The organism is Dapis brunnea BLCC-M229 (assembly GCF_050015995.1).
Lineage (GTDB): Bacteria > Cyanobacteriota > Cyanobacteriia > Cyanobacteriales > Microcoleaceae > Trichodesmium.
Map to the genome: position 1 here is coordinate 1 of NZ_JBNHEP010000299.1, position 5,914 is coordinate 5,914.

Annotated in this window: 3 protein-coding genes; all 3 read left to right on the forward strand. The window is 32.3% G+C overall.

What is annotated here, in order from left to right:
- Positions 1 to 879 (forward strand): PD-(D/E)XK nuclease family protein (locus ACP6PM_RS34685; RefSeq protein WP_426591418.1); only part of this gene is annotated, 879 nt, incomplete at its 5' end.
- 343 nt (positions 880 to 1,222) lie between these two features.
- The gene (locus ACP6PM_RS34690) at positions 1,223 to 2,407 is read left to right on the forward strand and encodes an ATP-binding response regulator (RefSeq protein ID WP_426591419.1); all 1,185 of its coding nucleotides are present in this window, start codon (positions 1,223 to 1,225) and stop codon (positions 2,405 to 2,407) included.
- Positions 2,408 to 3,749: 1,342 nt separating this feature from the next.
- Positions 3,750 to 5,914 (forward strand): single-stranded-DNA-specific exonuclease RecJ (gene recJ, locus ACP6PM_RS34695; protein ID WP_426591420.1); only part of this gene is annotated, 2,165 nt, incomplete at its 3' end.

The window sequence follows — 5,914 nt, forward strand, 5'->3', positions numbered from 1 at the left end:
CCCTATTCCCTATTCCCTATTCCCTATTCCCTATTCCCTATTCCCTATTCCCTAAAAATGACAAAATATAGACTCTCTCAACAACACCTAAATTTACTGACAACTTGTCCGCGCAAATTCCAACATCTCTACCTAGATAATCTGAGTGTACCGACAACATCAGTAGAACAAGAAAGACTAAATTGGGGTACTCAGTTTCACTTATTAATGCAACAAAGAGAACTAGGATTACCAATAGAATCTTTGATGTTAGAAAATCAAGAAATGCAGCATTGTTTTGATAATTTTTCCCAAGCTGCACCAGAAATATTAAACTCTGAAAATCAAGATAATTTAATTTTACGTCAAGCTGAACATAGTCGCAGCATTAATTTTAATCGCTATATTCTAACAGTTATTTATGATTTATTAATTGCTGAAAATCAACAAGCACAAATTTTTGACTGGAAAACCTATAGTCATCCTCAAAACAAAAAAAAATTAGCTCAAAATTGGCAAACACGCTTATATCTTTATACCCTAGTTGAAACTAGCAATTATTTGCCAGAAGCAGTTTCAATGACCTATTGGTTTATCCAACCAAAAAGTCAAACCTTACCCTACAAACTAAAATTTTCTTACAATCAACAAGCACACAAAAAAACTGAACAGGATTTACAGGAGATATTAGATAATTTAACTTACTGGTTAAAACATTACCAAGAAGATAGGGCAGAATTTCCCCAAGTGCAGATTCTTGATAGTTGTCATACTTGTCAATTTGCTACTCGCTGTCAACGTTTTTCAGAAGTTTATGACAAAGAAGCATCTATTGAGTCTACAGATATTTCTGGTGATTTAATATTCAGTCTAGATAGTATTCCAGAAATATCGATTTAGCTAACAGTTTATTTAATTAAAAATATAAGTAGTAAAAAAATCTATGCTTATCTTCTCAGTGACTTAATTCTAACTTCAATCTATATAGTACAGAAAGCATACTTTATTCTTAAAAAGAATAATTAAAAAATCCTCAATGTTATTCTATAACCTCACTTGCCATTTCAAAATGAATGAAATTCTATTTTCTTTGGCTTTTGACTTTTATTTTTTGACTTTTGCTTGAAGCCAAGGAAAGAATTCCATGACGAATTATGCCAAAATTAGAAACAGCATATATTCATTCTCATTAGTTACAAGTAACTTAGAAATTGAAAGCAATTGGCTTATTAATCAGAATATCATGTCATCAAAAATACTTGTTGTAGATGATGAGCCAGATTTTGAATCACTTATCATCCGTAACTTTAGAAAAAAAATCAAAACAAAAGAACTAGATTTTATTTTTGCCAGAGACGGTGTAGAAGCACTAGAAATATTGTCAGAAGAACCCAGTATAGACATCATATTAACTGACATTAATATGCCCTTAATGGATGGTTTAACTTTACTAGATAATCTTCAACTTCACTATCCTGAAATCAAGGCAGTAATTATTTCCGCTTATGATGATATGGAAAAAATTAGGTCTGCGATGAATAGAGGTGCTTTTGATTTTTTGACTAAACCCATAGATTTTCCAGATTTAGACATTACGATTAAAAAAACATTAGCTAATGTTCAACAACTCAAAGAAAATAAGCGTTTAAAGCAAGAAAAAAATGAGGCAGAAGCAGCAAATAAAGCTAAAAGTGTATTTCTAGCAAATATGAGTCATGAATTACGAACACCATTAAACGCTATTATTGGCTACAGTGAAATTTTACTGGAAGATGCTCAGGATTTGGGTTATGAAGACTTTGTTCATGACCTTGATAATATTCATACTTCCGGCAAACACTTATTAACAATAATTAATGATATTCTCGATCTTTCAAAAATTGAAGCAGGTAAGATGGATGTTCATTGGGAAAGCTTCGATATCATGGCATTAATTGAAAATGTTTTAGCAACTATTCAACCCTTGATTGAAGAAAATGGTAATACATTAGAAATAATCTGTGAAGATAACCAGGAACCGATTGTCGCCGATCCTAATAAAATGCGCCAAGTAATTTTAAATCTTTTGAGTAATGCAGCTAAATTTACAGAAAATGGCAAAATAATTTTGAAATTTAAAGTTGTTAATAATGATGAAGATTTTATTTCTCAAAATGGAGACTGTAACTCTAAAGATAAGATGTTAGTTTTAAGTGTTGCTGATACTGGTATAGGTATATCAGAAGAAAAAATAGATAGTTTATTTCAACCATTTACTCAAGCTGACAATTCAACAACACGAAAATATGGAGGTACTGGTTTAGGTTTAGCTATTAGTCGTCACTTTTGTAAAATGATGGGTGGGGATATTGCTGTAGTTAGTGAAGTGAATAAAGGTTCAATATTTACTGTAAAATTTCCTGTTCCTGAAACAGGATTTATTAATTAATAACAGGGAATAGGGAATAGGGATAGGGAATAGGAAAGAAAAAATTAAAGGTGTACCTAATTAGCATGAAAAATGCTATATAAGTTTTACCTTTGATCGTACATTAATACTTTAAGGTGAAAATTACTTTATACTCTAGTATTTTTCCCAAATGCCTCAAACCTACTACCTATAGTGCTACCCGCAAGTCAAAATTCAACAGTTAAAAGTTAAAAGTTAAAAGTTAAAAGTAATCCCGGAGTGAATTTTTCCTACGTAAATACTCCGCAAACAGGATTTACCAATTTCCTAACCTAAATGCGTAGTGGCATAACATATTTTTTCCATAAATTCAGGAATAGTTTATAGGTTTATAGGATATTTCATCTGAACTTGATTTTGTTAAAGAAAAATCACTATCACTACTTGTACAAAAATAATAATAAAGATAGCAGTTATAATTACTGTTACAATACCAATAGGCTAAAATTATCTTATGGTAGTTCCTATTATTTTAAATACTTATCAAATCTCTGAAGCAACAGAATAGAATAATTAATCTTCTTCCTTCTGTTATAGCTTATTCACAGCAATAATTAAACTTTCAACTTTTGCTAAGTAGATGGGTGTAAAAACATATAAAACCAATTAAGTAGGTGTCAGGTGACGTGAGAAAAATTTTTTAATCCCTATTCCCTATTACCAGCTCCAGTGTTCCCTCTCAAGAATGATTTTCTATTTAATTTCACCTACCTACTTATATTCTATATTTGTATGGTTCCATGGTTAGCCCTAATTTTTTTATTCTATTCATTAGAAAAAATTCTTGGCAAAATTACCAGATTCAGTGTACTATCTCAAGAATGATTTTTTATTTAATTTCACCTACCTACTTATATTCTATGTAGCAATCATAAATTAGTTGTGAGAATTGAGGTGTTCCTTAAAAGTATAGAATATAGCATTTATCATATTCATATATATTCGTTTTTTCTTCTTATGTGTTCCCAGTGATACCAATTATCATGCATTAATGCTATACTTGAATACTACTTCAATTATTAAGTAATTAACACAGACAGAATAAGGTTTTTAATAATTATTAGGCATTTCATATTAATCATTCTCATGTTTACTTTTGTCTACTCCCGTTGCATATAACGTCCCTACTACTCCCCTACTCCCCTGCAATGCGAAAATGTAGAGAAGTTTTTCAGAAATGGTATTAAGTATTCCCAGTTAACTTTTCCCTAAAAATCTCCAATATCTCACAACTTAAATCATATTACTATACTTGTATGGTTGTATGGTTAGCCATACTTTTTTCATTCTATTTGTTACTACAAGGAATTACTAAATAAAGATGTCTCAAGAAAAAAAAAATTGGCAAATTACTGTGTCTGAGAATCTGCCTCATTCATTTCTTGAGTGTGTTAAAAATTATGCACCAAAATTATCAGGAAAATATCTAGCACAATTATTATGGCAGCGAGGAATTAAAAATAATAAAGATATAGTAGGTTTTTTAAATCCAAAACAATATCAACCAACTAGCTCCTTTGAATTTGGCGTAGAAATTAACAGAGCCATAGAAAGAATTATCTCTGCTAGAAATAATCAAGAAAAAGTTGCTATCTGGGGAGACTTTGATGCAGATGGAATTACCTCAACATCTGTACTCTGGGATGGGTTAGGAGAATTTTTCGAGAAAAATCTTCAACTAACTTATTATATTCCTAACAGATTTACAGAATCTCATGGTTTGAATTTTTCTGGAATAGAACAATTAGCTAAAGCAAATTATAGTTTGATAATTACCTGTGATACAGGTAGTACAAATATTGCCGAAATAGAATATGCAAATAATTTAGGAATAGATATAATTGTCACCGATCATCATACTCTTCCCTCAGAACGTCCGCCGTTATTTGCTATTATTAATCCTCGCTATTTTTCCCCCGATCATCCCCTATATAATTTATCCGGAGTTGGAGTAGCTTATAAACTTATAGAAGCACTTTATTTAACTTACCCAGAAATACCTAAAATTCCCCTAACAGAATTATTAGATTTAGTAGCTATTGGTTTAATTGCCGATCTAGTTCAACTAACAGATGACTGTCGTTATTTAGCACAAATAGGTATTGAAAAATTAAGTACACAATTACACAAAACTACCAGACCAGGAGTTGCTAAACTTTTGGAATTGTGCAAAAAAACAGGCGATCGCCCTACAGATATTTCTTTTGGTATTGGTCCTCGAATTAATGCTGTAAGTAGAATTATGGGAGATGCTAGCTTTTGTGTGGAACTGTTGACCAGTCGTGACCCTCAACATTGTCAACAACTGGCTATCGAAACAGAGTTGGCCAACTCTAGGCGCAAATCTTTACAAAGAGAAGTAACTGAAGATGTTGCTCAAAAATTGACCAAACTAGACCTTTCTACTACCCATGTCATAGTTCTGACAGATCCTCAATGGCCTGTCGGTGTGCTAGGATTAGTTGCAGGTCAAATAGCTCAAGAGTATGGTCGTCCTACTATTTTATTAAGTGAGGAAACTGAAGCTACCAAAACCTCTGAAGAGAAATTATTAGCTCGTGGTTCTGCCCGTTCTGTTGGTAAAATAGACCTCTATGAGTTGGTGAAAAATCAGGCACATTTATTAGATAGGTTTGGCGGTCATCCTTTTGCAGCAGGTCTCAGTTTGCCAGTAGAAAATATTCCGATATTTACAGATGCTATTAATCAACTATTGGGAGAAACATTAGGAGCAACTCTGAACCAAACCTCAGTAATAGAAGTAGATTTAATTGTGACTGTATCTGAGTTAGGTAGAGATTTATTTCAAGAACTAAAGCTTTTAGAACCCTGTGGTATGGGAAATCCGGTACCTAAACTTTTGATTCAAAATTGTTGGTTTACTAATGTTTGGCATCGGAACCAAACAGACCTACGGGGAAATAAGGTCAAATATATTAAAACAAATTTTGAAATTTGCGATGAGTCTATAGATAAAGGTTTTCCTGGTATTTGGTGGGGTCATTACAAAGAAGAAATTTCTCAAGGAATATGTGATGCTGTTGTGGAACTAGACTTCAATACTTACGAGAAACGTTATGAAGTCCGACTTATTGCTGTACAACCCAATCTCCAAAATACTCAAGTCATAGCATCGAATCCTGTAGATTGGATATTGGATTGGCGTGGAGAAATTCAAAATTCAAAATTCAAAATTCAAAAGTATTTCTCTACGGATGAATCTCATTTATCCTTTCCAGGAAATGAAAATTCAAAATTTCAGACTCAGAACTATAGTGCTAGTCAAAAGTCTCAGGTCTTACCTCCGGGAAATGAAAATTTAAAAATCCTCACTCCAAACTATAGTGCTACTCAAAAGTCTCAGGTCTTACCTCCAGGAAATGAAAATTTAAAAATCCTCACTCCAAACTATAGTGCTACTCAAAAGTCTCAGGTCTTACCTCCAGGAAATGAAAATTTAAAAATCCTCACTCCAAACTATAGTGC